The sequence below is a fragment of the Saccharothrix sp. AJ9571 genome, from assembly GCF_021725495.1.
Taxonomy (GTDB): Bacteria; Actinomycetota; Actinomycetes; order Mycobacteriales; family Pseudonocardiaceae; genus Amycolatopsis; species Amycolatopsis magusensis.
This window is the reverse complement of the sequence record NZ_CP091382.1, coordinates 3,312,142-3,335,854: the sequence shown is the minus strand read 5'-3', so window position 1 is coordinate 3,335,854 and position 23,713 is coordinate 3,312,142. Positions and strand designations below refer to the sequence as shown.

Genomic DNA, 23,713 nt, shown 5'->3' with positions numbered 1-23,713 from the left:
GAAGGCTGGGACCGTGACAACAACGATGAGAGCGGTTCGGGTCAGCGGGTTCGGGGGACCCGAAAAGCTGCGGGTGGACGAGGTCCCGGCCCCCATCGCGGGGCCGGGGGAGGCGGTGGTCGGAGTGGCCGTCGCGGATGTGCTGTTCCTCGAAGCCCAGTTGCGAAGCGGCTGGGGAGCCGAGTACTTCGGGATGACGCCGCCCTACGTGCCGGGGACCGGCGTGGCCGGGCGGGTACTGGCCGTCGGTGAAGGCGTCGACCGCGACTGGGTGGGCAAGGAGGTCGTCGCCGGGATCAGCGGCGGCGGTTACGCGGAACAGGCGCTCGTCCCCGCCGGGAACCTCGTCGAAATCCCGGACGGGCTCGATGTTCGGACCGCCGCGGCCCTGCTCCAGATCGGACCGGCGGCGTTGAGCCTGGTCGACGCCGCGAAACCGCGGCCCGGCGATCGGGTGCTGATCACCGCGGCCGCCGGTGGGCTGGGCAGCCTGCTGATCCAGGTGGCCAAGGCCGCCGGCGCACACGTGACCGCGGCCGCCAGGGGCGCCGAGAAACTCGCGCTGGCCAAGGAACTCGGGGCCGACGTGGTCGTCGACTACAGCACCGGGGACTGGGCCGACGGCCTCGAAGTGGACGTGGTCTTCGACGGGGTCGGCGGCGGCATCGGCCAAGCCGCCTTCGGCACGGCCACTCGCCGGTTCTTCGCCTACGGTGTGCCCAGCGGCGGATTCGCCGAAGTGGACACCGCCGAGGCCGACCGTCGCGGAGTCGAGGTGACCGGGATCGAACAGGTGCAGTTCAGCCCGGACGACCTGCGTGTCCTCGTCGCCCGGACGCTCGCCGAAGCCGTCGCCGGACGGGTGAAACCGGTGATCGGCCGGATGTTTCCGCTCGCCCGAGCAGCCGAAGCACACGCCACAATGGAAAGCAGAACAGTGCTTGGCAAGACGCTCCTGCTCGTCTGAACCTGGGAAAAGGACAACATGGCACAGGCAGTCCGGTACGCCGAATACGGCGGCCCCGAAGTACTCCGGCTGGAAGAGATCGACCTGCCCGAACCCGGGCCGGGCGAGGTCCGGCTCGCGGTCCGGGCCGCGGGGATGAACCCGGTCGACTGGAAGATCCGCCGCGGCCTGTTCACCCCGGGTCAGGAACTGGCCGAACCGCGCGGCACCGGTGTCGAGGCGGCGGGCGTGGTCGAGGCGGTCGGCCCCGACGTGGACACCGCCGCGCCCGGCGACGAGGTCTTCGCCGGCGTGGGCTCCGGCGCGCTCGCCACGCACGTCATCACGCGCGCGGACAGCCTGGTGCACAAGCCCGGCTGGCTCAGCTTCGAGGAGGCCGCCGCGTTGCCGGTCGCCTCCGAGACCGCCGTGCGCACCCTGCGGTACCTGGATGTCCAATCAGGACAGACGTTGCTGGTGCACGCCGCGGCGGGTGCGGTCGGCCTGGTCGCCGGGCAGCTGGCGATCGCCCGCGGCCTGACCGTGCTCGGCACGGCCAGCGAGGCGAGGCACGAGTTCCTGCGTGAACTCGGCGTCCACCCGGTGGCCTATGGCGACGGCTGGGCGGACCGGGTTCGCGAAGCCGCGCCGGACGGCATCGACGTGGTGCTCGACGGCTCCGGGCGTGGCGTGCTCAAGGAATCCGTGGCGCTGACCGGCGACCCGGCCAAGGTGGTGACCATCGCCGACGGCAGCGCCGCCGACCACGGCGTGCACTTCACCAGCGGCGGCGGCGAAAAGGTGCCTGCCGCGGAGGTGTTCGCCGAGGTGCTGCCGCTGCTGCACGCCGGGAAGCTGCGCCTGCCCATCGCGCGGACCTTCCCCCTGGCACAGGCCGCCGACGCGCACCGCCTCAGCGAGGACGGCCATGTGCTGGGGAAGATCGTGTTCGAAGTCGGCTAGCCGTCGGTGCGCTCGGCGGCGGTCGCGCGCATCCTGGCTTCCTTCTCCTGCAGTTCCGGGGTGAAGGCCTCACCGAAGTCCTCGGCCTCGAGCACGCGCCGGACCTCGATCTCCTGGTCGGGGCCGGGGACCCGCTTCACCCAGCTGAGCGCCTCTTCCAGCGAAGCCACCTCGATCATCCAGAACCCGGCGATCAGTTCCTTGGCCTCGGTGAACGGCCCGTCGGTGACGGTCGCCGTGCCGTTGCTCAGCTTCACCCGCGCGCCTTCCGCGCTGGGCGCGAGCCCCTCGCCGGTGAGCAGGATGCCTGCCCCGACCATCTCCTCGTTGAACTTCGCCATCTCGGTGAGTTCGGCTTCGGTGGGCGCCCGGCCGCTGTCGTTCGACTCGTCGGACTTGAGCAGGATCATGAATCTCATGGTTTCTCTCCCTCGAAGGTGACGACCTCCACCCTTCACCTCCCGTACGAGCGCGCACCACCGGCACGCCTTCACACGAGCAAATTTCTATGTGCGCGCGGCCTTTTCGCCTGCGTACGTTCCAGGACATGCGCGAACGAATCATCCGATCCGGCGACGTCGAACTGTGGACCCAGGCGATCGGCGAACCCGATGCCCCGGCGCTGCTGTTGAACGCCGGGGACTGCCAGTCGTCGATGGACTGGCCGGAGAACCTGGTGCACCTGCTCGCCGCCGCCGGGCACCTGGTCCTCCGCTACGACTACCGCGACACCGGGCGCTCCACGCACCGCGAGTTCCCGCCGAATCCGTACAACTTCGACGATCTGGCCCGCGACGCGGTCGCGGTGCTCGACGGCTGGGAGCTCGAGCGGGTGCACTCGCTCGGGTTCGGCATGGGCTCGGCGGTCAGCCAGTTGCTCGCGCTGGACCACCGCGAACGGCTGACCGCGATCACCCTGCTCGGCAGCTGCGCGATGGACGTGGACTTCTTCGGTAACTGGGAACGCGCGCTCACCGGAGAGCCCACGCTCGACGGCCTGCCCACGCCGAAGCGCTGGTTCGTCGAACTCGCCTTCAACCCCGCGTCGGTCTCGGAAATCGAGTTCTACCGGCGACTTTCCGGCGATCAGCTCCCCTTCGACGAGAGCGAACTACAGCAACGACTGGATCGTGCGCGTGCACACGCGGCGGACGAGGAGCCGGTCGAGGACCACCCGCACGGCCAGATCCGGCAGGACTGGACCGAGCGGGCCACCGACCTGGCGGGCATCACCACGCCCGCGCTGGTCATCGAGGCCCCGCTCGACCCGATCCACCCGCCGCCGCACGCGCGGCACCTCGCCGAGTCGATCCCGGGCGCGCGGCTGACGACCATCCCCGGCATGGGTCACTACCTGGCGCCCGCGATCCACCGGCCACTGACCGACGCGGTCACCGCTCACACCTTGGTGAGCACCTCGACCAGGCTGGAGAAGCTGTCGCCCCCGTGACCGTCGGCGGCCCGGCGTTCCAGCAGGTCCTGGATGGGCAGCTGGAGCGCCGGATCGATGCCACTCGCCCGGCTGACCTCGACGATGTGGCGCAGCGCCGAGCGGTTCAGGTCGACGCTGGACACCCCGGCCGCGTACTCGCCGGTCTCGATCTCCCCGGCCAGCTCGGGCATGAAGGCGATCATGCCGCCGAGCCAGTGGTCGAGCAGCGGCAGCATTTCCCCTGGAGCGACACCGACCGTGCGCAGCAACGCGGTCGCGTGCAGGAAACCGGCGAGCGTGGAGTACCCGGCGCTGAGCAGCGCGAGGTCGTAGAACTCGGCGAGTGCCGGTTCTTCGCCGAGGAACTTCGTGGTGCCCAGGAGTTCGAGCACGTCCTTCGCACCTTCGAACGCCTCGCTCGACCCGCTGTAGAGCAGTAGCGCGTCCGGTGTGCCGAGGGTTTGCGGGACAGCCATCATCGCGCCGTCGAGGTAGGCCGCGCCGCGTTCGGTGGCCCATCCGGCCAGCTCGCGGGCGTCGTCTGGACCGCTGGTGGTGACGTTGACCAGGGTGCGGCCGGTCAGGTCCGCGGTGGTCAGCACCTCCCGCACCGCGGCCGCGTCCAGCAGACTGGCGATGACCACCTCACCGGCGGCGACCGCTTCGGCGACGGTTCCGGCGCGCTGGGCGCCGCGAGCCACCAGCGCGTCCGCCTTCGCCGCGCTGCGGTTCCACACCGTGGTGCGGTGACCGGCGGCGAGCAGGGTCGCGGCGATCGGCTCGCCCATCTTGCCGAGGCCGAGGACTGTCACGTGTCGGTTCGTCATGAGCCCAAGCTGCCGGGGGTCGCTTTCGGTCCGTTGTCGGCCGCCTGTCGGTTACCGTGGCGCTGTGCGATTCGGCGTGCTCGGGCCGCTCGAGGTGCGGACCGCGGCCGGGGCGCCGGTGGGGGTGCCCGAGCTGAAGGTGCGTGCCCTGCTCGCGGCGCTGCTGGTCCACCGCGGCCGCCCCGTGTCGGCCGACCGGCTGATCGACGACCTCTGGGGCGACCGCCCGCCGGCCAATCCGCCGGCCTCCTTGCAGACCAAGGTTTCCCGGCTGCGGCAGGCGATCGGCCGTGACCTGGTGGTCGCCGAAGCACCGGGATACCGCCTGGTCGCCGAGAGCGTGGATGCCGACGAATTCACCGCCCTCATCTCGCGGGCGCGTGCCGCGGGAGATCCGCGGGTGCGTGCCGATCTGCTCACCGAGGCGCTCGCGTTGTGGCGCGGTCCGGCGTTCTCCGGCTTCGACGACGAGGAATTCGCGCGGACCACGATCGACCGGCTGGCAGAGCAGCGCCTGGCCGTCGTCGAAGCGCTCGCCGAAGCACGGCTGGACCTCGGTGAGCACAGCCTGCTGGCGGGTGAGTTGGGTGAACTCGTCGCCCAGCATCCGCTGCGGGAACGACTGCGGGCCGCACACTTGCGCGCGCTCTACCGGTCTGGTCGGCAGTCCGACGCACTCGCCGGTTACGAGGACCTGCGGTCACGGCTCGCCGACGAACTCGGCCTCGATCCGAGCACTGAGCTGGTCGAACTGCACCAAGCGATGCTGGAGCAGAGCCCGGCGCTGGAGGCCCCGCGGCCGTCGACGAATCTTCCGTCCTCGTTGACTCCGCTGATCGGGCGGGCCGACACGGTCGCCGAAGTGGGGAAGTCGCTGGCGGACCACCGGCTGGTGACGCTCACCGGTCCCGGCGGCGTCGGCAAGACGCGGCTCGCCTGGGAAGTGGCCGCGGGCATCGCGGACGCGTGGCTCATCGAGTCCACTGTGGATTCGCTGGCGGACGCGGTGGCCACCACGCTGGGCCTGCGGGACGAGCCACTGGCCGAGGCGCTGCGGAACCGGCGGTTGCTGCTGGTGCTGGACAATTGCGAACGCGCACTGGACGAGGTCGCCGAACTGGCGTCGAGCCTGCTCAAAGCCGCGCCCGGCCTGCGCGTGCTGGCCACCAGCCGGTCCCCGATCGGGATCGCCGGCGAGGTGATCCACGAGGTGGTTCCGCTGCCGGAGGCCGACGCGGTCGAGCTGTTCCTGTCCCGTGCCGCCGCACTCGGCTTCACCACCGACGAACTCGCCGCGGTACGGACGATCTGCGCCCGGCTGGATGGCCTGCCGCTCGCGGTGGAACTCGCCGCTGCGCGTGTTCGCACGCTGGGCGTCACCGAACTGCTCGCCCGCCTCGACGACCGCTTTCGCCTGCTGGCCAAAGGGATGCGTGACGCACCGCTGCGGCATCGGACCTTGCGTGCGACGCTCGACTGGAGCTGGGAGCCGCTCAGCGAGGCCGAGCGGACGGTGCTCCGACAGCTCTCCGTGCACGTCGGCGGTTGCACACTGGAAGCCGCGGAGGCGGTCTGCGAGACGGAGGACGTCGCCGAACTGCTCGACAGCCTGGTCGACCGGTCACTGGTCTTCGTGCGGGACGGCCGGTTCCGGATGCTGGAGTCGGTAATCGCCTACTGCGCCGAGAAAGGCGAGCTGGACACCGTCCACAGGCGACACCGCGAGTACTACCACCGACTCGCCGAGCGAGCCGACCTTCGCGGCCCGGAACAAGCCGCTTGGCTGGAACGACTGGACGTCGAGCACCCCAACCTGCGCAAGGCGCGGGTCGGCAAGCCCCTGGCCTGGTACTGGGTGATGCGCGGGCGGTTCGCCGAGGTGCAGCGGCACGTGCCCGACGCGCTCCCCCTCGGCCTCGCCCTGTTTCGCAGCGGCGAAGACCTCGCACGCAGCGAAAAGCTGGTCAACGACGCAATCCAGACCACAAAGGACGAATGGGAACTCGCGGTGGCACTGAGTGTGCGGGCCGCGCAAGCGTTCACCCGAGGCGACCTCGCGGCGGTCGAGCGTGATGCCGCGGAGAGCGCTCGGATGTTCCGCGGGCTCGGCGACCGGTGGGGACAGCTGCAATCGGCCTACGCTCTCTCCGCGCTGGCCGAAGTGTCCGGCGACTACCCCGAAGCAGCGCGCCTGCATCGCGAAGGACTCCGGCTGGCCGAAGAACTGGGCCTGGGCGCGGATGCGGCCGACCGCCTGACCGGCCTGGGCCGGATCGCCCTGCTCACCGGGGATCTCGATGAAGCACGCGCGCTGCACGAACGCGCGCGGCGGCAGTCGGCGGAACTCGGCTACCGAGCGGGCGAGGTGCACGCCGAACTCGGTCTCGCGCTGATCGCCCGGCGGGCCGGTGACCTGGAGCTGGCGGAGGCCACGCTGCGTTCGGTGCTGGCCTGGCACCGGGAGGCGAAGTTCGATCCGGGCCCGGCGCTGGTGTTCGCGGAGTTGGGTTTCGTCGCGGAACTACGCGGGGATGTGACAGAAGCGCTTGCGCTGCAACAGAAAGCGCTGAAGGCGGCCGAACGAACCGGCGACCCGCGTGCCATCGCCCTCAGCCTCGAAGGCCTGGCGTGCGCGCATTCGCTGGCCGGCGACCAATCGGAAGCCCGCCGCCTGCTGTCCGAGGCGACTGCCCGGCGGGAATCCGTCGGCGCTCCCCTGCCGCCCGCCGAACGCGGCGACATCGCCCGCGCCCTCGGCCGTGAATGAAGGAGTTACGCGGGAACACGCCGAGCGCTGGGGGTCACTCGGCGTGTCCCGCCGCTCGTGGTGGTTCGGGGGAACGGACGAATTCGACTTCCGCCTCGTCCAGATCATCGACGTCGAGCGGGCAACCGTCCGCGGTGAACAGTTCCGAACCGCCTGCCAGTACCACCGTCAGTGCCGTGGGTGTCGTCACGCTCCCCACGATGCATGACGAGGACTAGGACTTCGGCTAGATGGCTCAGGCGGGGACCGTGGCGTCGAGATCCTGGGCCAGCAGCTCGGAAAGCTCGCGCAGCGTCTCTTCCGCGCCTTCGCCTTCCACCACCAGCACCACGTCTTCGCCGCCACCGACGCCGAGCGACATCACCGCGAGGATGCTCGCCGCGTCGACCAGCGCGTCTTCGGAGCGGCCGATGCGGACGGAGGCGGACTGCTTGCCGGCGGCCTCGGCGAGCAACCGGGCCGGCCGTGCGTGCAGACCGACCGAAGAACCAATGGTGACTCGTGTGCTGAGCACGCTTCCGTCCTTTCGATCAGGCGCCAGGTGCCTCCTCAGGGTAACCGCGAGCATGTTGGTTATCAAGCGTTTCGCGTTGGTTTATCTGCGTTGAAGTTGGTTCACGTTCGCTTCACCCGATCAAGCGAGCTGTTCGCGCAGGTCCTCCACGCGCCGCACCTCGTCGGCCACTTCACCGTCACCGAGCGGCCCGAAAGTGTCCACTTCGGACAGCAGAGTGCGGGCCCTGTCCTCGTCGCCCAGCCGCACCGCCAGGTCCGCCCGCAGCACCAGCGCACGGAAACGCAGCACCGCGGGCACTTCCTCGTCGAGCGCCAGCGCCCGGTCGAGCACCCGCACCGCCGCGGGTGGATCGTCGTGCGAGTCGGCCAACATGGTGGCAGTCTCCAGTGCGCGGCCGAGCTTCGGGCCATCGATCGGCCCTTCGGCGAGCCCGTTGTTCGGCGCGGTCAAGGGCTGGCCGATGCGGACGTAGTTGCCCGACGGGTCGATCACGATGAACTGCCGGGCGCCCGAACGCAGGTTCTTGAGCGGGTTGACCCGCGGCATCCCGCGCGAGGGCACCTTGCCCAGCGCCGCGCGCAGGCCACCGGTGAACCGCTCGTACAGCACGTCCACCCGATCGGTCAGCACGTAGCAAGTGCTGAAGTTGTCCTGCGGCACCAAGCCTTTCAGCACGAAGAAGTGCAACTCGACGTCGTCGAAGGCGATCGCCGCGTACACGATGGGCGCCTTCTGCTGGTAGGTCACTTCGAAGCCGAGCGGGCGGTAGAAGTCGAGCGTCTCGGCGATCGAAACGCAGGGCAGCAGCGGAATGGTCTTCTCCACGGTGGGCCGCCTTCCGGGGCGTCACTCAAATTTGAGTAGGAGACCAGAGGCTAGCACGCTGGGTACTCAAACTGGAGTGTTCAGCCGCGCGAACGCAGGCGTCGCAACATGCGCGCGTCCTCGAACCCGACCGACCGGGCCGCGTGCTCGACGGTCACGCCCTGGGCGATCAGGTGGTCGGCGCGTTCGACCCGCAACACCTGCTGGTAGCGCAACGGGGTCAGCCCGGTGACCCGGCCGAACAACCGCGTGATCGTGCGCTCGCTGCACCCCGCGGACCGCGCGAGGTCGGCCAGGCGCAGGCGCTCGGCGAACCGCTCGTCGATCAGGTCCTGGATCCGGTGCACGGCGTCGTTGAGGTGGTCGCGGTGCCGGAGCATGGCGCTGGCCTGCAGCTCCTCACCGTTGCGGCGGGCGTAGACGACCATTTCGCGGGCGATCCGCGCGGCCATGCCCGGCCCGTGGCGCACGGCGATCAGGTGCAGGGAGAGGTCGATGCCGCTGGCGATCCCGGCCGAGGTGACCACCCGGCCGTCGGTCACGTAGAGCACGTCGCGCACCACCGTGGCCAGCGGGTACCGGCGTGCCAACTCCTCCTGCAAGGCGTGGTGGGTGGTGCAGCGGCGGCCGTCGAGCAGTCCGGCCCGGCCGAGCGCGTCGGCTCCCGCGCACACGCTCGCCACCAGGCCGCCCCTGTCGTGGTGCGCGCGGATCCGGGCCAGCGTCTCCGCCGCGATGGGTCCCGTGCCGGGGAGTTCGGGCGCGCGCCAACCCGGGACGAGCAGGATGTCGTCCCGGGTCAGCTCCGGCCAGTCCACTTCCGCACCCACCGGGATCCCTTGCGCCGTCGGCACTTGCGGGCGTTCGGCGAGATAGCGCAAGCGATACCCCAGGCCGAGGTCATCGGCGCTGGAGAACACCTGCGCCGGCCCGGCGAGATCGAGCAGGTGCAGCTTCGGCACCAAGAGGAAGGCGACCGTGGTTGGGGGGTGCGGGATGGTCACGATCTGGTCAGCGTACCCGCGACCTCGTCCACGGTCCGGATGGTGGCGAACCGGCCCGCCAGCGCGTACTCGGTGCGCGCGATGATCTCGTCGGTCTGGAGCGTGCGCGGGTCGGCGAGCACCTCGTCGGCGCTGCGGTCGGCGGGCGCGTCCCAGTGCGGGAGCGGCGTGGTCGCGGTCGCCTCGGTGACGAAGGTGACCTCGTAACCCAGGTCGGAGGCGACGCGCGCGGTGGTCTCGCAGCACTGCTCGGTGCGGATGCCGCTGATCACCACCTCGCGCACGCCGTGCGCGGTCAGCGTCTGCTGCAGGTTCGTGGTGGTGAACGCGTTGTGCGCGGTCTTGTGCACCATCGGCTCGCCGGGCTCCGGTTCGAGCCCCTCGATCAGCCGGACGAACCCGCTGGCCGGGTCGAACACCCCGCCGGAGCCGGGCTCGTTGTGCAGCACCCACACCACCAGGTCGCCGTCGGCGCGCGCGGCGGTCACCAGCCGGTTGACCCGGTCGACGATCGCCGGGTTCGAGACGTGCCGCCAGTTGTCCCGCTGCCGGAACGATTCCTGGACGTCGATCACCAGAAGGGCTCTGTTCATGCCCCCAGCCTGCGCCCTGCGGCCGGGCCGCACCAGACCGGATCCGGCCCCGATGCGGACCGATCCGGTCACGGTGTTGCTTGTTGTACCTACTGGTATGTACGGTCTGGGAATGGACACGCGCGACAGGTTGATCGAGAGCACGCGCGAGCTGCTGTGGGAACGCGGGTACGTCGGCACCAGCCCGAAGGCCATCCAGCAGCACGCGGGCGCCGGTCAGGGCAGCATGTACCACCACTTCGCCGGCAAGCCCGAACTCGCGCTGGCCGCGGTGGAACGCACGGCCGAGGCCATACGTGCCCAGGCCGACAGCGAACTGTCCGGGCCGGGCAAGCCATCCGAGCGCATCGCCGCCTATCTGCAGCGTGAACGGCAGATCCTGCGCGGCTGCCCGATCGGCAGGCTCACCCAGGATCCCGACGTGATGGGCAGCCCCGAGCTGCGCCGTCCGGTCGAGGCGACCTTCGACTGGCTACGGAACCGGCTCGCCGACGTGATCACCGAAGGTCAGGCCGATGGCGAATTCGCCGGGCTCGATCCGGCCCACACCGCCGCCACCGTGGTCGCCACGCTGCAGGGCGGGTACGTGCTGGCGCGGGCGTCCAACTCGTCCGAGGGATTCGAACGGGCCGTCGAAGGCGTGCTCACCCTGCTCGTCCGGCGGCCCTGATGCAGGCGATGCAGTACGAGATCACCCTGCCCGCCGACTACGACATGGGCATCATCCGGCACCGCGTGGCGACCAGGGGCAGCGCGCTCGACACCTTCGACGGCCTGGGGTTCAAGGCGTACTGCGTGCGTGAGCGCGGGGTGCACGGGTCGCCGGTCAACCAGTACGCGCCGTTCTACTGGTGGGATTCGGCCGAGGCGATGAACCGGTTCCTGTGGGGCGACGGGTTCCGCGGCCTCTGCGACAGCTTCGGCAGGCCGCCGATCGCGCACTGGCTCGGGGTCGAAGTGGCACGCGGCCCGGCACGCACGGCGACCACCGGCATCCGCACGTCCGAGTCCATTGTGGACGGCGAGGCGCCCGCGGACGCGGTGGCCCGCGCCCAGTTTTTCGTGGACGATTCGGTGTACGCCACCGTGCTCGCCGTCGACCTTCGCCACTGGGAGCTGACGCGGTTCACCCTGTACGACGGCGAGCCCCCAGCCTCCGACGGCATCCGGTACCAGGTGCTACACCTGTCCGATCCGGCTCATTCGGTCCCGACGTCTTCAGCCGTACCGCGGGCGAGTGCGGCCAGCTGATCCAGCGCGGCTTTCAACTGCGCGGGCGGCGGGCCGCTCAAGGCGAGCCGGACCGCGCTGGGGGCGTGACCGGCACCGACGGTGAACGCGGCCGCCGGGCTCACCGCGATGCCCCGGCGGGCGGCCGCGGCGACGAAGGTCTCGGCCCGCCACTGCTCCGGCAGGTCCCACCAGCAATGGAATGACCGCGGATCCGCGCGGACGGTGAACTCCGCCAGGCACTCCGCCCGCAGTTCCTGTCGCGCCAGCGCGTCGAGGCGTTTCGCCGCCTCGATCTCGGCGAGCGTGCCGTCGGCCATGCAACGGGTGGCGACCTCCATGCCGAACCGCAGCGCTGTCCAGCCACCCGAGCGCATCGCGGCGGCGATCCGGTCGGCGAAGCGGCCCGGCGGCACCACGAAGCCGAGGCTCATGCCGGGCGAGAGCCGCTTGGACAGGCTGTCCACCAGGATCACCTGTTCGGGTGCGAGGGCGAGCAGTGGCGGCAGGTCGTCGCGGAGGAAACCGTTGATGCCGTCCTCGATCGCGGGCACGCCGAGTTCGGTCAGCGCCTCGGCGAGCGCTTGCCGCCGCCCGGCCGACATGGTCATGCCGAGCGGGTTCTGCACCGCGGGCTGCACGTACACGGCCCGCAGCGGACTGATCCGGTGGGCCGCGCGCACGGCGTCGGGCACCATGCCGTCGGCGTCCACTTCGATCGGCACCAGGGTGATGCCGAGCCGCGTGGCGATCGCCTTGACCACCGGGTAGGTGAGCGCTTCGACGGCGATGCGCTCGCCGATCCCGGCCAGCGCGCTGAATGTCGCCGCGATGGCCTGCCTGCCGTTGCCGGCGAAGAGGATCTTGCCGGGATCGGGCGTCCAGCCACCGCGGGCGAGGGTGGCCGCCGAAGTCTCGCGCACCACCGCCGTCCCGGATGGCGTGGTCGGCCGCAACCCCTCCCCCAGCGCCTCCGGCCGGAGCAGTCCGCTCAGGCTCTTGGCCAGCAGTTCCGCCTGCTCGGGCAGCAGCGGGAAGTTGAGTTCGAGGTCGATCGGGGCCGCGGCCGGGTCAGCGAGCGCGGGATCGGCGGGCGGGCCCGCCGCGCGGATGAAGGTGCCGCGGCCGACCTCACCGACGGCCAGCCCGCGGCGGACCAGCTCGCTGTAGACGCGGGTCGCGGTCGACGCGGCGATGCCGTGCTCGCGGGCGAACCGACGCTGGGGTGGCAGGCGGTCGCCGGGGCGAAGCCTGCCCTCGCCGATGTCGGCGGCGAGGCGGTCGGCGATCAGCCGGTAGTCATCCATGCATTGTCCCAAATTGCACCGAGGTAATTGTTTTCATTGCCTAGGCAATCTACTCGGGCATAGCCTGCGATTGTCAACCAGCTACCCGAGAGCAGGCACGATGCCCAGAATTGACCTCGATGCAATTTCGGTGGAATACACCGATCAAGGCACCGGCGAACCGCTGGTCTTGGTGCACGGGCACCCCTTCGACCGGTCCATGTGGCAGCCGCAGATCGAGCGGTTCGCCGGTGCCCAGTGGCGGGTGATCGCGCCCGATCTGCGGGGTTACGGCGAAACCACCGTGGTGCCGGGCAAAACCCACCTGGAGACCTTCGCCCGCGATCTCGGTGAACTGCTCGACCGGCTCGACGTGGACCGGATCGTGCTCGGCGGCCTCTCCATGGGCGGGCAGATCGTGATGGAGTTCCACCGGCTGTTCCCGGAGCGGGTGCGCGGGCTGCTGCTCGCCGACACCTCGCCGGTCGGGGAAACGGAGGCGGGCAAGCGGTTTCGCAACGAGACCGCCGACCGGCTGCTGCGAGAGGGTCTCGGCCCGTATGCCGACGAGGTACTGTCGAAGATGGTCGCGCCGCACAATCTCGAAGCGCTGCCCGCGGTCGGCGAGCACGTGCTCGGCATGATGCGGGGTGCACCGGCGGAGGGCGCGGCGGCGGCACTGCGTGGTCGCGCGGAACGCCTGGACTACGTGGAATCGCTCGGCACGGTCGCGGTGCCCACGCTGATCGTGGTGGGCTCGGATGACGAGTACACGCCGGTCGCGGAGGCCGAACTCATGCACCGGCGCATCAGCGGTTCGAAGCTGGTCGTCATCGACGGTGCCGCGCACATGCCCAATCTCGAACGGCGAGACGAGTTCGACGCCACGCTTGAGGCGTTCCTCTCTTCGTTCGCGGGTGCCCGGGGCGGGGAAGTACGGTTCGGCTCGTGAGTACGCGACAGAAAACCGTCTTCGTCACCGGGGCCAGCGCGGGCTTCGGCGCCGCGATCGTCCGCCGGTTCGCCGCCGAGGGCGCCAAGGTGATCGCCACCGCGCGGCGTGCGGACAAGCTCGCCGAACTCGCCGGCGAACTGGGCGACTCGGTGCACCCGCTGGAACTGGACGTGCGCGACCGCGAGGCGGTGAACGCGGCGTTCGCCGACCTGCCCGCCGCCTTCGCCGAGGTCGACGTGCTGGTCAACAACGCCGGCCTGGCCAAGGGCCTCAAGCCGGCGCACCAGGCCGATCCGGACGACTGGCAGCAGATGATCGAAACCAACTGCGCCGGCCTGGTCCACTGCACGCGCGCGGCGCTGCCCGGCATGGTCGACCGGGGCCGCGGGCACGTGGTCAACCTGGGTTCGGTCGCGGGCACCTACCCGTACCCCGGCGGCAACGTGTATGGGGCCACCAAGGCTTTCGTGCACCAGTTCAGCCTGAACCTGCGCAGCGACCTGCACGGCACCGGCGTGCGCGTGACCTCGGTCGAACCCGGCATGGTGGGCGGCACGGAGTTCTCCGTGGTCCGCTTCGAAGGCGACCAGAACCGGGCGGACGAGGTGTACTCGGGCATGCAGCCGCTGACCGCCGAGGACATCGCCGAATCGGTGCACTGGGTCACCGCGCAGCCCGCGCACGTCAACGTGAACGTGCTCGAACTGATGCCGGTGGCGCAGAGCTTCTCCCCGTTCCAGGTGCACCGAGCCTGACCGGGCAAAGCACGCGATCGGGCAAGCAGCAGCCATCCCCAGCCGAAACGGGCACCACGGCCGAACAGCAAGCCCGCACGGGGCCACACCAGTCGGCCGCGATCAGCCCTGCGCGTCATCAAGCTCCAGTGTCGGCCAGGTCCAGGCGACCAAGCCACCGAGCCTGACCGAGCAAGGCGCACGATCGGGCAGGCAACAGCCACCCCGAGCCGGGTCAGCCCTGCGTCATCCAGCCCAGCGTCATCCAGCCCAGCGTCGGCCGGGCGAAGGCGGCGAGAGGGTGCCGGAGTCAGGAAGCGGTGCGGGCGGGTAGCGCGATACCACCGCCTTTCAGGTGCGTGCTGCCGAGGTTCGCCCGCCGTCCGGCGAAGTGGCCATCGGTGTAGCCGGTGCCGGAGAGGTGGCGGGGTGAGGCTTTGCGCAGCCTGCCGTACTGAGCGTCGTAGGCGTCGTTGACCAGCTTCTTCCGGTCCAGCACGATGAGTTCGGCGGACGCACCGCCGGGCTCGTCGTGTTCGGCGACGGCTCGGGACTCCGCGGCTTTGAGACGCAGGCGCACGGCCGAGGAGAACCCGGCCAGCCAGGTGCGCCGGTAGGCCGCGACCGTCTGCCCCTGCCCGGCCCAGCCCGGCCGCACCCTGGCCAGCTGGGTGGTCGCCTGCAGCAACAGGCTGGTGTACAGCAGTTCCACCCGGTCCAGATCGGACCGGAAGCCGAACACGGTGACCGCCTGCACGGTCTGGCCGCGGCAGAGCAGCACCACCCGGCACCGCAGCGGATCGGCCACGCAGCTCAGCAGCTGGGCCTTGTCCTTGCTGTACGGGTTGTGCATCGGGATCTTGACACTGGTGATGGTGTCGGTGTGGCGCCCGGCCGCGGCCAGCACGGCGCGGTCGATCCCGTAGCGGGCGATGAGCTCGGCCGCCTTGGTGTTGTACGCCTCGGCCTCGGCTTCGGTGACCGCCGGGTCCTCGGCCTTCGCGAGCAGCTTGCGCACCCGCACGAGCAGTTGATGTTGATCGGACACGAACACATGTTCGCACCCGGGTCCGACAAAATCGAGCCGCGATTCGCTCAGGTGTGCGGTTGACCGCATTTTCCCTGTTCAGCCTAGAGTCCGTGCATGCAGCGAAGAGTGCTGATCGTGGAGGACGAGCGGACCATCGCCGAATCGGTCGCCGCCCGGTTGCGGGCCGAGGGGTTCGAGGTGCAGGTCGCGCACGACGGACCGGCCGGGGTCGCCGCCGCCGAAGCGACCGAGCCCGACCTGGTGGTCCTCGACATCATGCTCCCCGGGTACGACGGTCTCGAGGTGTGCCGGCGCATCCAGGCCCGCCGCCCGGTACCGGTGCTGATGCTCACCGCGCGCGCCGACGAGAACGATCTGCTGGTGGGGCTGGCCGTCGGCGCCGACGACTACCTGACCAAACCGTTCTCCATCCGGGAACTGGCCGCCCGCGTGCACGCGCTGCTGCGGCGCGCCGGGCGCACGGCGGCGGCCGAGCCCGAGCGCATCGTCGTCGGTGACCTGGAGATCGACCCGGTCCGCCGCCGCGTGCGCCGGGCGGGCAGCGAATCGCACCTGACCCCGATCGAGTTCGAACTGCTGGCCAACCTCGCGCGGCGACCGGACGCCGTGGTCACCCGCGAAGAGCTGGTTTCGCAGGTCTGGGGCTGGGAAGGCCCACCGCGCACAGTGGACAGTCACGTGAAAGCGTTGCGCCGCAAGCTCGGCGCCGACCTGATCCGCACGGTGCACGGCGTCGGTTACGCACTGGAGGCCCGATGAGCCTGCCCCGGCCGCTCGACCCGGTCCGCTCCATCAAGCTGAAGCTCGGCCTGCTGGTGATGGGCGCGACCGGGGCGGCACTGGTCTTCTTCCGCTACCAGATCGGCTGGCTGCCGCCGCGGACCGCGCTCGCCGCGCTGGTCATCGCGCTGGTCACCACGCAGGTGCTGGCACACGGCATGACCAAGCCGCTGCGGCAGATGACCGCGGCCGCCCGCGCGATGGCCGAGGGCGACTATTCGCGGCGCGTCCGCGCGACCTCGCGGGACGAGGTGGGCGAGCTGGCGCTGGCGTTCAACCGGATGGCCGCCGATCTGGGCGCCGCCGACCAGCAGCGGCGCGAGATGATCGCGAACGTCTCGCACGAGCTGCGCACGCCGATCACCGCGCTGCGGGCCGTGCTGGAGAACGCCGTCGACGGGGTGACCGGCGAAGACGCGTTGAAGACCGCGCTCGGGCAGACCGAACGGCTCGGCAGGCTGGTCACCGAGCTGCTCGACCTGTCGCGGATCGACGCCGGTGTCCAGCCGCTGCACCGCGAGTCGTTCGAGATCGAGCCGCTGCTGCGGGAAGCCGTCGCGGAAACCCGGGCGGACGTGCGGTTCACCGTCGAAGTGAGCCCACCCGGCGCGCGGGCCTTCGCCGATCGGGAACGCCTGCACCAGGTCGTGGCGAACCTGCTGGACAACGCCGTCCGCCACGGACCCGCGGACGGCGAAGTCCGCGTGCGCGCGACCGCGATGGGCGCCGGCCTCGCCATCGAGGTCGCCGACGACGGGCCGGGCATCGCACCGGCCGACCGCGAGCGCGTGTTCGACCGGTTCACCCGCGGGGAACGCGCCGGCGACGGCGGCACCGGGCTCGGTCTGGCCATCGCCCGGTGGGTCGCCGAACTGCACGGCGGCCGGATCGCCGTGGTCGGCGATACCGGCTGCCGGATCAGACTCGACCTGCCGGGGTCCTGAGCGCCGGTGCGGGCTCCGGGATCCGACCCGGCCACCAGGAAACCCGGCCCAGCAACGACATCGCGGCCGGCAGCAGCAGGATCCGGACGATGACCGCGTCCAGCAGCACCGCCAGCGCCAGCCCGAGGCCGATCTGCTTCATCTCGATCCGGTCGATGAACATGAAGCCGACGAAGACCGAGACCATCACGAGCGCGGCACTGGTCACCACGCGCGCGGAGCCGGTGATGCCGTCGACCACCGCCTCCCTGGTCGGCAGGCCGCGGGCGACCGCCTCGCGGATCCGGCTCACCACGAAGATCTGGTAGTCCATCGACAGTCCGAAAAGGATCGCGAAGAGCATCAGCGGGGTGCGTGAGCCGATGAACCCGGTGGAGGTGAAGCCGAGCAGGCCCTCCGCCCAGGTGCTCTGGAAGACGACCACCAGCGCACCCCACGCGGCCAGCACCGAAAGCAGGTTGAGCACCAGGCCGAGCGCGCCGATGACCAGCGAGCGGAAGGCCAGCGCCATCATCACGAACGTGGCCAGCAGCACGAACCCGACCACCCACGGCAGTCGTTCCCCTTGGTGCGCCGAGTAGTCGACGCCGCGAGCGGGTTCACCCGACACCGCGATCGACACCCCCGGCGGCACCGGCTGAGCCCGCAGTTGCGCCAGTGAGCTGTCGGCTTCCGGGGTGCCCGCCGAGTACGGGATCGGCAGCTCCAGTCGCTGGATCTTGCCGTCCACAGAGGACACGACACGTGAGTCCGCGGTGCTCAGCCCGGCGACCGCGTCAGCGGCCAGTTCGGCGGTCTCCCCGCGGATGACGACCATGTGCGACGCGCCGCGATCGGGGAAGGCGGCCACGAGTTCGTCGTAGGCCGCGATTTCCGGCACCGAACGCGGGAAGGTGTTGATGCCTTCGACGCCGAGCTTCATGTTCAGGCCCGGGATGGCGAGCGCGCCGATCAGCAGCAGGCCCACCAATAGCGTCGGCACCGGGTGTTCGACGGCTGGGCGAAGCAGCCGGTCCCACAGCTTGGACGGCCGGGCGTGGCGCTTGCCTTCGATGCGCGGGCCGAGCTTCGCCAGCAGCGCGGGGAGCACGGTCAGCGCGCTGAGCACGGCGACCGCGACCACGATGATCGTGCCGGTGGCGATCGACGAGAAGATGACGTCACCGGCGAGGTAAAGTCCGGCCAGCGAGACGATCACGGCCGCCCCGGACACCACGATCGCGCGTCCCGAGGTCGCGGCGGCGATCTCGACCGCGGCCACATGGCTCAATTCTCCGTTCGACCGATCACGCTCCTCACGCACGCGTTTCAGCGCGAAGAGTGAGTAGTCGACGCCGACGGCCATGCCCATCATCAGCAGGATGCTGGTGACCGCGCCGCCCGCGTCCGGGAAGAACGCTGAAGCCAGGCCATAGAGCCCGACCGAGCCGAGGATGGCGGTGAGCGCGAGGAGCAGCGGAATTCCGGCGGCCAGCAGTGAACCGAAGACCAAGAACAGGATGAGCAGCGTCACCGGCAGCGTGATGGCCTTGGTGACCAGCACACCCTGGCCGAGTTGCGCGCTGAGACCGCGTTCCACCGACGCATCGCCGGTCTGCACCAGGCGGACCTCCGGATGCGCGGCGGCCACCGCGCCGGTCTGCTCGAGGACCGGTTCGACGTGGTCGCCCGCCTGCTGGTCGTCACCGGCCATGGTGATCACCACGAGCAGGCTGCGGCCGTCCGGCGAGACCTCCGGCTCGGCGACGTCGGCCACGCCTTCGAGGCCGCGCACCCGCTGGGCGACCTCGGCCGCGACCGGTTCGGCGGCGGGCGTGATGAGCACGTTCTCCACCGCTGGCCGGGAAACCCCGCCCTCGGCGGCCGTCGCTTCCGCCCGGCCCGCCTCCCCGATCCAGAAGTCCGGGCCCTGGGCCTGGTTCGTGCCGGTGAGGGTGCCGGCGGCGAAGGCGATCGGGACGAAGGCGAGCCACCCCACGATGGCCTGCCACGGATGGGTCGCGCTCCAGCGCGCGATACGCCTTACGGTCATGGGTCGAGCGTTCCGCGTGGTGGCGGCCGGGGCACTGGGGTGCACCGGTGCAGGGAGGGTGGGGTTCGCCCTACTCTCGCGTTCGGAGGGCTTCGGCGGTCATCACCCGGAAGAACGGGACGATCGTCAGCGCGCCGAGGGCCGCGAAGAAGCCGAACGCCACGCTGAAGCCGGCGAGTTCGGTGAGCACCCCGGCGAGCGCGGCGGCGACCGGCGCGGCACCCCAGCTGACCAGTCGGTACGCGGCGTTGAACCGGCCGAGCAGGTGGTCGGGGACCAGTTCCTGGCCGAGCAGGCGCGCGTTGACCGTCCACATCGTGCCGCCGACCCCGGCGGCGAACGCGGCCGCGCCGACCGCCCAGGCGCTGGTCCACAAGGCGGGCACGGCGACGAGGAGCACCGAGCCGACCAGGTCGGCGAACATCGCCCAGCGGCGGCCGACCAGCCGGTTGACCGGGCCGACGATGAGCGCCCCGAGCACGCCGCCCGCGCCGAGGCAGGTGAGGAGCAGGCCGTAGCCGCGGGCGTCGAAGCCGAGCGGTCCGGGGGCGACGGCGTAGAGCGGCAGGATCGCCAGCCACGCGTTCCACGCACCGGCCATCACCGCGACGAGGAGGGCCATGGTGCGGAGAACCCGGTGCTGCCAGAGGAAGGTGAGGCCGTCGCGGATCTCGAGGTGGACGGAGCGGCGTTCGACGGGTTTCGCGGCGAAATCGCCGGCGAGGATCAGGAGGAGCAGCGCACCGGCGGCATAGACGAGGCCGGTCACGCCGAGCGCGAGCCCAGCGCCCGCGGCGACGAGGAAGCCGCCGACGGGCGCGCCGAGGAATCCGTTGCAGAGGTACTCGACCGCCGTGATGCGCGCGGTCGCCTTGTGCCGCCGGAGGGGTGCGACGGCGGCCGGGATGATCGAGGCGCCCGCGGTCAGCGCGACCACCTCCGCGACGCCGAGCACCCCGGCGACGCCGAAGATCAGCGGGAGGGACAGCGCGCCGGTCAGGTAGGCCGCGAGGGCGACGGCGATCGACGCCAGGCGCGCCACCTCGGCGGCGACCATGAGGCTGCGGCGGTTGAGCCGATCGACCAGGACACCGATGTGCAGCGCGGTGAGCAGCCAGGGCAGGGAGAGCATCGCCGCGACACCCGCGACGAGGGTCGGCGAGCGGGTCAGGGAGGCGGCGAGGAGGGGCAGCGCGACCTTGGTGACCGCGTCGGCGAGGTTGGTGGTGGCGGTGAAGACCAGCAACGACCACTCGTTGCGAAGGTGCGGCGGGGCCTGGGCCTGCTTGGACACCGGATCTCCTAACCTGTTGCGAGGCATAACCGGTTATAAGCCTCTATCGGTTACACTCGGGTTGTCAAGCCGGGAGGTGGTTGGTGTGGCAGGAGCGCCGCTGGTGCTGCCGGAGTACCTGGAGCCGGTGCTGGCGTTCGTGAACTCGATGGATGTCGAGGAAGGGACGGACGAGCTGACGGATGCCGCGGCCCTGACCAGTTGGCTGGCTTCGCGTTTCATGGTGGATTCGGCCCCGGCTTCTGCCCGCGAATTCCGCCTGGCCCTCTCCCTGCGGTCGGCCCTGCGGGGCCTGGCGCTGGCGAACCACGCGGACGTCGAGCCGGTGGACGTAAGCTGCTTCGCGCGCCTGCCGTTCGCCGCCACTTCGGGGCCTGATTTCGAACCGCAGGCGACCACCCCGATCATGCGGGCCCTGACCCAGCTGGCCATCGGATACGCCCGGGCGCAGGCCGCCGGTTCATGGCAACGCCTACGCCTGTGCCCAGGCGACAACTGCTACTGGGCCTTCTGGGACTCGTCCCCCCGAGGCGCGCGGCGGTGGTGCAGCATGCGGGTATGCGGAAACCGGGCGAAGGCACGCACCTACGCCACCCGCCCACGGTGACCCTTCGCTTCGGGGTTCCCGCCTACGACTTCCCGCCTACCTCGGCTGCTTGAATACCGGATTCGGCTGCGTGAGCGCCGACCTCGGTTGCGTTAGCGTGGAACTCGGCTACCTCAACGTGAGACTCGGCTACCTGAATGCGGAACTCAGCTGCAGGAATGTGGGTTTCAGCTGCCTGAACGTGGAGTTCGGCTGCGCGAACGTGGGACTCAGCTGCCGGAATGCGGAACTCGGGGCGCCCGAGCGCGGCACTTGCCTCCTTCAGCACGGAACTCGGTTACGGGGAACTCGGCTGCATGGGCGTGGAAGGCCTCCGCTGCGGACCCGAGCCCTGAACGCGGAATTCAGCTGCCCGACGGTGGGGCTCGGCTGCTCGAACGTAGAACTCGGGCGCGCGAACGTAGGACTCGGGTGCCGGACCATTGGACTCGGCTGTGGATATGTGAAACCTGGGTGCCTGAGTGACGAGCTCGGCCACAGGAACGCGGGGGTCGCCTACCCGAACGTGGGGCTCGGGCGCCCAAGTGTGGGGTTCAGCTGCGGTAATGCGGGTTTCGGCTACTGAACGTGAAGTTCCTGCCTGAACGTTGGGGTCATCTGCCTGAATGTTGGATTCGGCTGCGCGAACGTAGAACTCGGGTGCATGAAAGTGGAACTCGGGTGCACGAACGCGGGATTCTCCTGCCTGAACGCGGAACGTGGCTGCATGCGTGTGACTCGGGTGCTCGAACCTGAAGTCACCCGCCCGAGCGTGTGACTCGAATGCTGAAGGTGGAACTCGGGCGTTTGAATGTGGGACTCGGGTGCATGAATGTGGAACTCGGCTGCCGGAGCGTGGGTTTCGGCTGCATGGGTGTGGAACTCGGGCGTCCGAACGTGGAGTTCGCCTGCCTGAATGTGGGGTTCGGGTGCGCGAACGTGGGGTTCGGGTGCGCGAATGTGGAACTCGGGTGCGCGAACGTGGGGTTCGGGTGCGTGAGCGTGGAACTCGGGTGTCTGAATGTGGGTTCGGCGGAGGTGGGGGTGGGGTTAGGTGTAGGGGGTGGCTTGGAGGGTGTAGTAGTCGCGGTATAGGCCTGGGGTTTGCATGAGGGTGGCGTGGGTGCCGTCTTGGATGAGGTGGCCGGCGTCCATGACGAGGATGCGGTCCGCGTGGCGGATGTTCGCCAGTCGGTGGGTGACCAGGACGGTGGTGCGGCGGGTGCCGTCGTGGGTGGTGGTGGCGTGGCGCAGGCCGGCGAAGACGCGGGCTTCGGCTTTCGCGTCGAGTGCCGCGGTGGGTTCGTCGGCGATGAGGATGGCGCCGTCGCGGAAGATGCCGCGGGCGACGGCGAACCGTTGCGCTTGCCCGCCCGAGAGTTCCTGGGCATCTTTGAAGTAGCGCGAGACGACGGTGTCCGGGCCCTTCGGCAGCTCGTCCAGTACCTCGTCGGCGCCCGAGTTCGTCAGCGCGGAAGTCCACTGTGGCCCCGAGGACGGACGCGAGAGGCGGCCGATGCGGATGCTGTTCCCCGCGGTCATCGGCCACCGCGTCGGTTCCTGCGAGATCACCGCGACCTGCTCGTGCAGCGAGAACGCGTCCACCGAGGCGACATCCACGTCGTCCCAGTAGACCCGTCCGCTCGTCGGCAGGTACAGGCCGGTCAGCACCTTCCCCAGCGTGGTCTTGCCGCTCCCGTTCGACCCCACCAGCGCGACCACCTCACCCCGCCGCAAGGTCAGCGAGATCCCGTCCAGCGCGGGCTTTTCCTGCCCCGGATAGGTGAACGAGACGTCCTCCAGCCGGATGGTCGCCGGGTTCCGTGGTGCGGGCACCTCCGAAGGGGGCCGCGCCCGCAGGCGCGACTGCTCCTTCAGCTCCCGGTGGAAATCCACGTAGAACGACTCCTCGAACAACGAGTTCACCGCGTAGATCGTGTTCGACAGCGAAGACGAGGCCGTTCGCATCGCCACCACCGCCGTGCCCGCCAGCGCCAGGTCCATCGCGCCCGTGTACAGCAGCCACCCGAGCACCACGTACGCCAGCCCGGTGCCGAGCCCGGCCAGCACCCGGCCCAGCAACCGGATCACCGTGGTCTGCCGCTCCAGCCGCACGTCCGACTCGGTCAGCTCGTCGCACAACGCGCGGTGCTCGGCCAGCAGCGGTGACTGCAGCGTCAGCGCGTGCCGCTCCAGCGACGCGTCCCGCCCGGTGAGCACGTCGTCGACTATCCACTTGCGACGCTGCCGCCCGACCATGTGCAGGAACGTCCGGTAGTTCAGCTTCGCCACCCGCATCGACGCCCAGCCGTCCGCCACCGCGGCGACCAGCAGCACCGGCGCCAGCCACGGGTTCAGCAATCCCGCGGTGACCACCGCCGCCAGCATCGCGATCAGCGACGAGCACAGGTCCGACAACCGGGTGACGCTCTGCGCCACCGCCCGCACCCCGTACTGCCCGCCCTGCCGCGCCAGCTCCCGGAAATCCGCGTCCTCGAAGGCGATCAGGTCGACCGTGACCACGGCGACGGTCACCTCGTCCTCGGCCAGCCGCTCCACCCGCGGTTTCAGCTCGCCCTGCACCGCGCCGACCGCCGACTCCAGCAGCGCGCGCACCGCGTACGACGCGACCAGCACCCCGATCGCGGGCAGCGACCCGAGCACCCGATCGGGCGTCGGCCCCTCCTCCAGCAACCGGGTGAACACGTCGGCCGTGGCGAGCAGGCCGAACGCCGTCACGCAGCCGGACAGCACCTGCAGCACGCCGAGCAGCACCGTCAGCCGCGGCGAGGTCTGCCAGGCCAGCCCGACCACCATCGCGGCGGCACGCGGCATCGCCCGCAACGTCGCCCAGGTGCTCGAGGCAGCGACGCGCCGATCGACCGCCGCCCATTCCGGCTCGTCGATCTCGTCGGTGCCGATCAGCCGTTCGCCCGTGGAAGCCACG

The 23,713-nt window shown here is 70.4% G+C and carries 23 protein-coding genes; 11 read left to right on the top strand and 12 right to left on the bottom strand.

Annotated elements, in window-relative coordinates; all coding sequences use genetic code 11:
- Positions 1 to 25: 25 nt before the first annotated feature.
- Positions 26 to 967, top strand: a complete 942-nt coding sequence (locus tag L3Q67_RS15065; protein ID WP_499190092.1) for an MDR/zinc-dependent alcohol dehydrogenase-like family protein — start codon at positions 26 to 28, stop codon at positions 965 to 967.
- 18 nt (positions 968 to 985) lie between these two features.
- The gene (locus L3Q67_RS15060) at positions 986 to 1,909 is read left to right on the top strand and encodes an NADP-dependent oxidoreductase (protein ID WP_499190091.1); all 924 of its coding nucleotides are present in this window, start codon (positions 986 to 988) and stop codon (positions 1,907 to 1,909) included.
- On the opposite strand, the gene L3Q67_RS15055 is transcribed toward L3Q67_RS15060, so the two are convergent.
- Positions 1,906 to 2,328, bottom strand: coding sequence for a YciI family protein (locus L3Q67_RS15055; RefSeq protein ID WP_499190090.1), 423 nt, complete (start codon positions 2,326 to 2,328; stop codon positions 1,906 to 1,908). The genes L3Q67_RS15060 and L3Q67_RS15055 overlap by 4 nt on opposite strands.
- Before the next feature lie 128 nt (positions 2,329 to 2,456).
- Here L3Q67_RS15055 and L3Q67_RS15050 point away from each other — a divergent pair, with 128 nt between their 5' ends.
- The gene (locus L3Q67_RS15050) at positions 2,457 to 3,359 is read left to right on the top strand and encodes an alpha/beta fold hydrolase (RefSeq protein ID WP_499190089.1); all 903 of its coding nucleotides are present in this window, start codon (positions 2,457 to 2,459) and stop codon (positions 3,357 to 3,359) included.
- Here L3Q67_RS15050 and L3Q67_RS15045 read toward each other — a convergent pair.
- Positions 3,308 to 4,168, bottom strand: coding sequence for an NAD(P)-dependent oxidoreductase (locus tag L3Q67_RS15045; RefSeq protein WP_499190088.1), 861 nt, complete (start codon positions 4,166 to 4,168; stop codon positions 3,308 to 3,310). The two genes, L3Q67_RS15050 and L3Q67_RS15045, sit on opposite strands and share 52 nt — an antisense overlap.
- 64 nt (positions 4,169 to 4,232) lie before the next feature.
- On the opposite strand from L3Q67_RS15045, the gene L3Q67_RS15040 reads away from it, so the two are divergent.
- Complete coding sequence (locus L3Q67_RS15040) at positions 4,233 to 6,935, top strand: AfsR/SARP family transcriptional regulator (protein ID WP_499190087.1); 2,703 nt, start codon at positions 4,233 to 4,235, stop codon at positions 6,933 to 6,935.
- A 34-nt stretch (positions 6,936 to 6,969) separates the two neighbouring features.
- Here L3Q67_RS15040 and L3Q67_RS15035 read toward each other — a convergent pair whose 3' ends face one another.
- The 5 genes from L3Q67_RS15035 to L3Q67_RS15015 form a co-directional block, all read right to left on the bottom strand.
- Positions 6,970 to 7,125 (bottom strand): hypothetical protein, encoded by a 156-nt coding sequence (locus L3Q67_RS15035; protein ID WP_499190086.1) that lies wholly within the window; start codon positions 7,123 to 7,125, stop codon positions 6,970 to 6,972.
- A 45-nt stretch (positions 7,126 to 7,170) separates the two neighbouring features.
- Positions 7,171 to 7,449: an HPr family phosphocarrier protein gene (locus L3Q67_RS15030; RefSeq protein ID WP_395903572.1), complete on the bottom strand. Its 279-nt coding sequence runs from the start codon at positions 7,447 to 7,449 to the stop codon at positions 7,171 to 7,173.
- Positions 7,450 to 7,569: 120 nt separating this feature from the next.
- Complete coding sequence (locus L3Q67_RS15025; protein WP_499190085.1) at positions 7,570 to 8,277, bottom strand: bleomycin resistance protein; 708 nt, start codon at positions 8,275 to 8,277, stop codon at positions 7,570 to 7,572.
- An 80-nt stretch (positions 8,278 to 8,357) separates the two neighbouring features.
- The gene (locus L3Q67_RS15020; protein WP_499190084.1) at positions 8,358 to 9,281 is read right to left on the bottom strand and encodes a GlxA family transcriptional regulator; all 924 of its coding nucleotides are present in this window, start codon (positions 9,279 to 9,281) and stop codon (positions 8,358 to 8,360) included.
- Positions 9,278 to 9,874, bottom strand: coding sequence for a cysteine hydrolase family protein (locus L3Q67_RS15015; protein WP_499190083.1), 597 nt, complete (start codon positions 9,872 to 9,874; stop codon positions 9,278 to 9,280). The genes L3Q67_RS15020 and L3Q67_RS15015 overlap by 4 nt, the downstream gene beginning before the upstream one ends.
- Before the next feature lie 112 nt (positions 9,875 to 9,986).
- Here L3Q67_RS15015 and L3Q67_RS15010 point away from each other — a divergent pair, with 112 nt between their 5' ends.
- Both L3Q67_RS15010 and L3Q67_RS15005 read left to right on the top strand, forming a co-directional pair.
- Positions 9,987 to 10,544, top strand: a complete 558-nt coding sequence (locus L3Q67_RS15010; protein WP_499190082.1) for a TetR/AcrR family transcriptional regulator — start codon at positions 9,987 to 9,989, stop codon at positions 10,542 to 10,544.
- Between the two features lie 8 nt (positions 10,545 to 10,552).
- A complete protein-coding gene (locus L3Q67_RS15005; protein WP_499190081.1) occupies positions 10,553 to 11,125 on the top strand; it encodes a DUF4865 family protein in 573 nt (190 codons plus the stop codon).
- On the opposite strand, the gene L3Q67_RS15000 is transcribed toward L3Q67_RS15005, so the two are convergent.
- The gene (locus L3Q67_RS15000; protein WP_499190080.1) at positions 11,074 to 12,411 is read right to left on the bottom strand and encodes an aminotransferase-like domain-containing protein; all 1,338 of its coding nucleotides are present in this window, start codon (positions 12,409 to 12,411) and stop codon (positions 11,074 to 11,076) included. The genes L3Q67_RS15005 and L3Q67_RS15000 overlap by 52 nt on opposite strands.
- A gap of 100 nt (positions 12,412 to 12,511) precedes the next feature.
- On the opposite strand from L3Q67_RS15000, the gene L3Q67_RS14995 reads away from it, so the two are divergent.
- Both L3Q67_RS14995 and L3Q67_RS14990 read left to right on the top strand, forming a co-directional pair.
- Positions 12,512 to 13,342: an alpha/beta fold hydrolase gene (locus L3Q67_RS14995; protein WP_499190079.1), complete on the top strand. Its 831-nt coding sequence runs from the start codon at positions 12,512 to 12,514 to the stop codon at positions 13,340 to 13,342.
- The gene (locus L3Q67_RS14990) at positions 13,339 to 14,100 is read left to right on the top strand and encodes an SDR family oxidoreductase (RefSeq protein ID WP_499190078.1); all 762 of its coding nucleotides are present in this window, start codon (positions 13,339 to 13,341) and stop codon (positions 14,098 to 14,100) included. The genes L3Q67_RS14995 and L3Q67_RS14990 overlap by 4 nt, the downstream gene beginning before the upstream one ends.
- Before the next feature lie 289 nt (positions 14,101 to 14,389).
- Here L3Q67_RS14990 and L3Q67_RS14985 read toward each other — a convergent pair whose 3' ends face one another.
- Positions 14,390 to 15,127: a DUF2786 domain-containing protein gene (locus L3Q67_RS14985; protein WP_499190077.1), complete on the bottom strand. Its 738-nt coding sequence runs from the start codon at positions 15,125 to 15,127 to the stop codon at positions 14,390 to 14,392.
- 96 nt (positions 15,128 to 15,223) lie between these two features.
- Here L3Q67_RS14985 and L3Q67_RS14980 point away from each other — a divergent pair, with 96 nt between their 5' ends.
- Both L3Q67_RS14980 and L3Q67_RS14975 read left to right on the top strand, forming a co-directional pair.
- Positions 15,224 to 15,889, top strand: a complete 666-nt coding sequence (locus tag L3Q67_RS14980; protein WP_499190076.1) for a response regulator transcription factor — start codon at positions 15,224 to 15,226, stop codon at positions 15,887 to 15,889.
- Positions 15,886 to 16,854, top strand: coding sequence for a HAMP domain-containing sensor histidine kinase (locus tag L3Q67_RS14975; RefSeq protein WP_499190075.1), 969 nt, complete (start codon positions 15,886 to 15,888; stop codon positions 16,852 to 16,854). The genes L3Q67_RS14980 and L3Q67_RS14975 overlap by 4 nt, the downstream gene beginning before the upstream one ends.
- Here the strand turns inward: L3Q67_RS14975 and L3Q67_RS14970 are convergent.
- Both L3Q67_RS14970 and L3Q67_RS14965 read right to left on the bottom strand, forming a co-directional pair.
- On the bottom strand, positions 16,829 to 18,886 hold the full coding sequence (locus tag L3Q67_RS14970) for an MMPL family transporter (protein ID WP_499190074.1): 2,058 nt from the start codon (positions 18,884 to 18,886) through the stop codon (positions 16,829 to 16,831). The two genes, L3Q67_RS14975 and L3Q67_RS14970, sit on opposite strands and share 26 nt — an antisense overlap.
- Before the next feature lie 70 nt (positions 18,887 to 18,956).
- The gene (locus L3Q67_RS14965; protein ID WP_499190073.1) at positions 18,957 to 20,180 is read right to left on the bottom strand and encodes an MFS transporter; all 1,224 of its coding nucleotides are present in this window, start codon (positions 20,178 to 20,180) and stop codon (positions 18,957 to 18,959) included.
- Between the two features lie 85 nt (positions 20,181 to 20,265).
- On the opposite strand from L3Q67_RS14965, the gene L3Q67_RS14960 reads away from it, so the two are divergent.
- A complete protein-coding gene (locus L3Q67_RS14960) occupies positions 20,266 to 20,787 on the top strand; it encodes a CGNR zinc finger domain-containing protein (protein ID WP_499190072.1) in 522 nt (173 codons plus the stop codon).
- Positions 20,788 to 21,816: 1,029 nt separating this feature from the next.
- Here the strand turns inward: L3Q67_RS14960 and L3Q67_RS14955 are convergent.
- Positions 21,817 to 23,712 carry an ABC transporter ATP-binding protein gene (locus L3Q67_RS14955; protein WP_499190071.1) on the bottom strand — a complete coding sequence of 632 codons (1,896 nt, stop codon included), beginning with the start codon at positions 23,710 to 23,712 and terminating at the stop codon, positions 21,817 to 21,819.
- Between the last annotated feature and the right edge of the window lies 1 nt (position 23,713).

Bases quoted from the DNA above. Each gene is read 5' to 3' on its own strand.
- L3Q67_RS15000 (WP_499190080.1), bottom strand. From the start codon at position 12,411: ATGGATGACTACCGGCTGATCGCCGACCGCCTCGCCGCCGACATCGGC.
- L3Q67_RS14975 (WP_499190075.1), top strand. From the start codon at position 15,886: ATGAGCCTGCCCCGGCCGCTCGACCCGGTCCGCTCCATCAAGCTGAAG.
- L3Q67_RS15055 (WP_499190090.1), bottom strand. From the start codon at position 2,328: ATGAGATTCATGATCCTGCTCAAGTCCGACGAGTCGAACGACAGCGGC.
- L3Q67_RS15060 (WP_499190091.1), top strand. From the start codon at position 986: ATGGCACAGGCAGTCCGGTACGCCGAATACGGCGGCCCCGAAGTACTC.
- L3Q67_RS14980 (WP_499190076.1), top strand. From the start codon at position 15,224: ATGCAGCGAAGAGTGCTGATCGTGGAGGACGAGCGGACCATCGCCGAA.
- L3Q67_RS15005 (WP_499190081.1), top strand. From the start codon at position 10,553: ATGCAGTACGAGATCACCCTGCCCGCCGACTACGACATGGGCATCATC.
- L3Q67_RS15015 (WP_499190083.1), bottom strand. From the start codon at position 9,874: ATGAACAGAGCCCTTCTGGTGATCGACGTCCAGGAATCGTTCCGGCAG.
- L3Q67_RS15010 (WP_499190082.1), top strand. From the start codon at position 9,987: ATGGACACGCGCGACAGGTTGATCGAGAGCACGCGCGAGCTGCTGTGG.
- L3Q67_RS14995 (WP_499190079.1), top strand. From the start codon at position 12,512: ATGCCCAGAATTGACCTCGATGCAATTTCGGTGGAATACACCGATCAA.
- L3Q67_RS15065 (WP_499190092.1), top strand. From the start codon at position 26: ATGAGAGCGGTTCGGGTCAGCGGGTTCGGGGGACCCGAAAAGCTGCGG.
- L3Q67_RS15045 (WP_499190088.1), bottom strand. From the start codon at position 4,168: ATGACGAACCGACACGTGACAGTCCTCGGCCTCGGCAAGATGGGCGAG.
- L3Q67_RS15050 (WP_499190089.1), top strand. From the start codon at position 2,457: ATGCGCGAACGAATCATCCGATCCGGCGACGTCGAACTGTGGACCCAG.
- L3Q67_RS14970 (WP_499190074.1), bottom strand. From the start codon at position 18,886: ATGACCGTAAGGCGTATCGCGCGCTGGAGCGCGACCCATCCGTGGCAG.